Source organism: Endozoicomonas sp. SESOKO3 (assembly GCF_024606255.1).
The window spans coordinates 1-6,629 of record NZ_JAHHPR010000671.1 but is presented as its reverse complement, the minus strand read 5'-3'; the positions used below and the strand labels follow the sequence as shown (position 1 = coordinate 6,629).

At 43.9% G+C, this 6,629-nt stretch carries 2 protein-coding genes; both read right to left on the bottom strand.

Annotation, left to right across the window (positions count from 1 at the left end; all coding sequences use genetic code 11):
* Window positions 1-725 precede the first annotated feature (725 nt).
* Complete coding sequence (locus KDK18_RS11880; protein ID WP_257255138.1) at window positions 726-2,462, bottom strand: hypothetical protein; 1,737 nt, start codon at window positions 2,460-2,462, stop codon at window positions 726-728.
* Window positions 2,463-3,009: 547 nt separating this feature from the next.
* Window positions 3,010-6,629, bottom strand: a 3,620-nt coding sequence (locus KDK18_RS11875; protein ID WP_257255136.1) for a transglutaminase-like domain-containing protein, incomplete at its 5' end; no start/stop codon positions are given.

The window sequence follows — 6,629 nt, the reverse complement described above, 5'->3', positions numbered from 1 at the left end:
AGCGGGGCAGCAATGGGTACAGGGGTTGTTTATCTGTAGTCGTTTATTTCATGGCGTAAGCTGATTGCCCGACTTTTCTATTGTTATTTGTTTCTCCTGTTATATGGGGAGCTTTGCTGTTTCTGACTTTTCCCATTTTGAGTGATTCACTTGTTGTTTGTTATGACGAACGATTATTTTGAGTGGCTGTCAGAGTTTGATGGGCTATTGGGCTCGTGGATTATGGGCCGTGTTTTATATGGATGTCTTATTTTTTCTATTTGTGTGTGGATGTCCTATTTTTTCATTTTTTTCTATTTTCTCTATCCTATTTTTCCTTTTGTTTTTCTCTGTTTTTCTCTCTTTCGTTTTTCTTTCATTATATGGATGTCCTACTATGTACCCTCTTTCATTATATGGATGTCCTACTATGTACCTCTATGTACTCTACTATGTACCTCTATGTACTCTACTATGTACCCTATGTACTATGTATTCCTATGTATCCTATATGGATGTCCTATGTACCCTCTATGTACTCTCTATGTACTCTATGTACTATGTATCCTATGTATCTATCCTATGTATCTTCCAGCAAAAGGAGTATCAAAACGAAGCGTAAAAAGGCTGGGTGGAGCAATAAATATCTTGCTCAGCTACTGAGGTCGTTCATTGTAGGGCTAAATTAGAATGATTATTCTGGTCCGTAAGCTCTCGTAGACCAGCTGGATAGCAGCGGAGCAGATTTATTTTTCCTGCCCGGGACGGTTTATATCCAGCAAATCAATATTCAATTTCATCCACTGCAGAGTAGCAGCCAGGTTCACGGTATGGCAGATTCCATCATTGAGGGTTAACAAGCCACGGGTTTCATCAATTACCTGGTTCACCTCTTTTTGGCGTTCTTCAGAAAATCTCTCCAGCAAACGTTTCAGATTCAGCTGTCCCTGGGTCAGATATGCAAACCTCAGAGGAAACTGACGCAACTGGTACAATTTAACCAAATCTGGTTCCAACCCCGCTTTCTGCCAGGTTTGGAGTGCCATAAGAATCATGGAGTCCAGTTTATGCTTATCAATGACAGGTTTGTCTACTGTCTCGATAAAGTCCTTACTTTCCCCATTGATTAACAATCGTCCCAGTTGTTCGTCCCCTAAATAAATTGTCTGCAAAAAAAACTCCAACATATTGTCTTTAGTGAGGGGTTCTTTGTCCACATAATAACCGTTACGAGCCAACATGGGGGATTCCAGCAATGTTACCAGATCGTGCAACGCGAACGACTCACAGCCAACGCCACTGGCTTGACGACCAGGCAGAAAGAAAAACCGGGAATCAGTAAAGTCGTGATATTTTATCGCCAGTGTTATCGCTAAACCGACAAAATGCGACAGGGGCGAATAAAGTTGTTCTTTTTTGTAGCGCTTAAAAGCGCTCAGACTATCAACAAAAAAAAACCGATAATGCCCTTTGCTATTTCTCCTGATAGAAAAAACATTAACGTGACCTGTTGTATCCTGAAAAATATAGTTTTTTGGCTCTTCTGTTGCCATTAATGGCAGTTGCGTTATAAATAACGCAACCAACTGGCGAAGACACTGTTGTATACCAAGATAAGTATGCATAAGCCTTAAAATATTCGAATTAGCGGCATCCAGAAGTCTGTCAACTAACTCGTAGTTGGGCAGCTCTTCAGGCAAATCAAGCTGAGGAAGCACTGCTTTGGCAAATATTCTGATTAAATTTGCTGGCAATTTCTTAAACCCGGGATGTTTAATTAAAACATGGGTCATTTCACCTTCTTCCAGCTTTTCGGGAAAATAAAGCTTGAGGAGACTAAGAACCCCCTGCCAACGGTATTCTGCGCTCTCCAGATAACCTTTCTCTGCTAAAATATCGGGGTTTTCCCTATACAATGCTTTCAATTCTGCATAAAAGTCATCAATGTTGTTTTTCTGATCCATCGTTTTCAATGACTTTTCAGCAGCCTTAAGTATTTCTTTCAGTTTTTCAAGGTGCCTGGCATGACTCTCATTGTTTCCGGAAGCCGATGCTGACGCTGCCCCGGAGTCTGATGAACCTGAAGAGTCAGAACTACTTTGCCCTTTAGTCATTTGTTTTTTACTTTGTCGCTTTTGCTGCGGTGGTGGAGATTTACCGTCGGTTTTAGATTGTTCCTTGTTTTCGTTGCCATAACGGTTTAATTCGAATGGATAGCCAGTAAACACAGCTCCTTTATCTGGTTGTAGCCCTCCCCCTTCAGAGACAGGTAAACTGATTATCGAACTTTTTTTCCCCTTCTGTAACAGCAGTAGTGGAACAATCCCGGACTTGGGTAGACGAACGGGATCAGGTAAAAAAGAGGAAAAAATCGCATCGGCATCATTGCCATAGACCAATGATGAAGCGAAAGGAATTACAGCCTGACTGTCGACCGAAAAAAGGATGATGGCCAAAATAAAAACACAAGACATATTCTTCATAGTGAAAAACTGAACTTCTATTAGGGATGTAGCATAGGAATACTAGACAAAAAACTCATATTTAACTGATTTTGAGGTAATTTTTTTGGTTCACTGTTGAGCACGAGTTCACAATAAACGACTGTATATTAAGGGCGCCATATATGAAACATTCGACGTATTTTCAGAACTGACTGAAGTTCGATCAGATAATTTGGATGTGAATGTTGATTTCGTGCTCGGGAATCTGACATCAATTTATCGCCTGTTTCATATGATTCACCGCAGGGTCGTAATCTGGAACGACTCGATTATGCTAAAACTGATACTTACTTGTAGGCAAAGAATATAACTAGTATTTATATGAGAACATATTCCAGACGTATTGCAGCAATAACAATCATGGTAAGTGCCACCTTTGCTGCCACAACTTCAGCCATAAAAGTGTATAAGAAAGAAGGAAGAATCCTGGTGTTAAGAAATGTACCAATAAGTCAGGTATTTACTCCTCAGGTAACGATTGAAGGAAATCAGCGATCTGGAAAAACTCATCGTGACCAGACGATGATCAGTTATCCAGTGACTCACAAAGCGAATTCAAATTCACGCTGTTCAAAAACTCTCCGGCAATGATTGTCAGTTCATTGGTTTTCAGTACCAGAGCGTTGCTGAGATTGTGTGCTTGCCGCAAGTAAGCATCTTCAACCGTCTTTTGGAACCGGGAAGAGCTATCAATGAGAGTCATCATGGCATACAGCTCTCTTGGTGAGGATGGACTGTGAGCGCCATGGTACTCTCTTTTCTTATTATTTGCCCCGATGGCAGCATCAGCCCAACAATACTTTAAGCATCCGCCTTTCGAGTTTGCCAATCTATACAGGTAATAACTGAAGGCCTGCTGAATCGCTTGAGTGCATTTGTTTTTTAAATCACTCTCCAGTCTACGCTCCTCATCAGACGGTTTGAGGCGCTCCAGAGTAGTGCTGTACCTGTTTTCAATCTCAAGCCGTTTTTTCTTATATTCACTTTTTTCACTTCGATATCGCTCATCAAGAGACACGGGGTGTCTGTAATCGCTATTATCATGTGCTTTGTTCAGTGCTTTCATTTCATGATCAAATTGTTTTTTCATCTGCTCATATTGATTGATTTTTTCAAAAAGCGGCTTCAGGTCGTCCGGTCTGTTTGCAATAATTCGTTGTAACAGGGCTTCGACCTTTTCATTTATCACGGTGTCGTCCCAGTATGGATGCCCCATGATAATCACTGGACGGTGGTCCGCCTTGACCGGGCTTGACTGCTCAAACGCGGGATCATGTACCAACATTCGTTCTATATTCGGAATGCCTTCAGGTTCGTCCGTCCAGTATTTTTGTAGAGATAAGCTGGCAATTTTACCTTGAAGGAATGGCGAAACCCCATCATGACTATGAGTAACGAGCGAGGCATACGTTTTCATCGTTTGGAAGCCCTTGTAATAGTTCTGCCATAGGCGATTATTTTTTTCCCCGGCCAATGATTCCTTGTACCACTGTTTCAGACAACGGCTGGCATCAACTTTCAGTTCATCGACGCTTTCCAGACACAACAACAGCTTATGATGTTCAACTTTCTCCTTTCTCTGACTCTGGAAGTCTCCTTCCGGCAATGGATTCAGCCAACCCGATTTCAGGGCTTCACCGGCAAATTGAATAACTGAACATTTGCTTAAGTTACTGCCATTCAGTATTTTCACTATTGAGTTCAACCACTCGTGCGGGGATCCTCCGCCGTGAACAATCATTTTTGAATAGAGTAATTTGAGTTGAGCTGTGGCCTGATCTTCATCACTGTCGAACAATATTTGTTTTACGGCGTCCGACAGCAGATTACGTTTTCGGGCATTTTTATCATATAAATCACCAATCAATGCTTGCTCGGCACAGTCCGATGATTGTATCTCCAGCGACTCTAACATTGAGACGCCCATGGAAAAACTGGCCAAATCTTTTTTCTGCCAAAGTCTCTCAACCATTCTGAAAGGTGTCAGATCGGTTTCTGGCAATGCAGTATTTGTCTCAAGGGCTTTTTTCAGCGCCTCCAGGCTCATCCCCAAGGCGTTAGCCATAGCTTCCTGTTGTGCTAAATCAGCACCTTCCAGGAGATCCCTGATCTTCTTTGACTCAGAGCCAGAACCACCGACCCGCCTGGTGGGCTGGAAGTCAGGCAGGATGTTTGTTTTCTTGACAGGCGCCCCACCCAAATCCACTGGCTTCCAGGTATGGCCTCTATCCAGAGAACACTCTGCAAAAGTGTGATAACGGTTAAGAATTTGCCGACATGGAATCCCGAAATAACGGCAAAGAGCAACAAAAACAGGCACACGATGACGACAGCTCCCCTGCCGCTGTGTTACCAGGAAATGAAAGAAATTTTTATCGCGCTCTGCTGGCATAGCAACACCGGAAAACGCTTGACAAAAGTCCCTGATCGCCTCAATGCGTTGCCTGGTGTTTTTAGCGTTTTTTATTCTCTGCAAAGGTACCCGTACTTCAGATGGTTGCAGGTCAATGCGAGTAAACACTCCGTTCAGTACTGTTTTTATACCTTCTGAACAGCGGACGTCAAAACGTGTTGATTGTGCTGGTCGGACTTTTTCAGCCAGTGTTATTTTGCCCGCTTTTCTGTGTTCTACGACATAAGCAAATTTAATAATCTGGTTGGCTTTGGCCTCTGCAACAGTGATTGTGTGAAGCCCTGTATATCGATCCCTGAACAGGGTAAATGGCAGTTCTGGTTTTATGCGCAGAGCCACGATACGGTCATCAGGCGTCAGGCTGGGCAACGCATATCGACCATTGTCCGATGACCAGTCAAAGGTCGCCAGCGTTTGATCTCTGGCTAATATCACTTCCTGGTCAGATTCTGGTAACCGGTTCGGTATGAGGACTTCAGCCCCCTGCATGTGTCGATCATTAATATCGATCCATTTAATATCACCCTTATCAGACACAAAAATATCCTTTGCCCACCACCGATACATACCGGGAAAATAGTCCTCACTCTTAAAAATTATATACTCGCTAATCTGTGGCTCACTCTCGTTCTCATAGTCCGTTGTCCGATCCAATACCGGAGCCTCTTTCTCGTGCTCTTTCGAATCGTATTTTTCGGGCGCCTTATCATCGTCAATAGTCAACGCCTTGTGAACAGGTTCTGGCTCAGGGTTCTTGCTATGAGCCAACGCTGGCGCTTGTTTCTCCCGGACTTTTGGCATGTCTTGTGTTGTTTCGTTAATAAAATCGTCTACCAGATGCTTCGGCAGATCACTGATCTGATGCCAGAACACGGACCAGCGTTTTACGCCATGGTCTATCCATTCACTTATCCGCCTGTCAGCCTCACGAAGATAAGGCTGGTGAGCAGATAAGCCCAGCGTCAGTGTTTGTTCTGTCGTGAGGGAAAATACGCTATCAGCCTTCAAACCCGTCTGGCCAAACTCACGATTAAACCAGCTTTTCTGCCAGTGTCGGTAAAGTGCCTGAGTGAGTAGATCGTCGGAGTCATAAGGCTTCAGGGGAAGGCCCGATGACTGCCACTTTGCCTGAGCCACGCTCTTGATGATTTCCGTTCTGGCTTCCTTTTCATCCAACTGAGTGTTAACACGGATTTCATGTTTTTTTTCATCAACACTGTTGAGATGACTGCTTCGTACCAACCACGGACGATCAATGTTCGATACCGTTTGATTGAGCCAACGGCAAAGTCCGGAATCAAATTCACTTTTCCCTATGGCAAGAGCCGAAGACTCCTGCAGTTCCTCCAGCGATATATTGGCGGCCATCAGATAAAGCCGGTAGTGCTGATTAAGGCATTGATGAACGGCTTTTTCGCTAAAATCGCCACCTCTGGTGATAGCCCTGGCGATATTCTGTAAATCAAGACTGGTCGGCTGCAGCGGCAGGTTTTTGCGTTGCAGGTAAGCCCTTAAACGACAATGTTTTTCCGTCACCTTTTTAGCGACGAGTTTCCCTTCTGAGGACTCTGGCAACACTTTCCCGGCAATGGTCTGTAATTCCACCCGGTTGTACTGCCGGATGGGCAAATGTCGAAAACGCCCTTTCAGCGCCGGTGATAAGGGTTTTCGCCCGCTGTACTCAGGCGGGTTGATGGTGGCAAACAGATGGAAACCCGGATGGGCGTCACCGG

Coding starts and splice junctions, on each gene's coding strand:
- KDK18_RS11880 (WP_257255138.1), bottom strand. CDS start 2,462: ATGAAGAATATGTCTTGTGTTTTTATTTTGGCCATCATCCTTTTTTCG.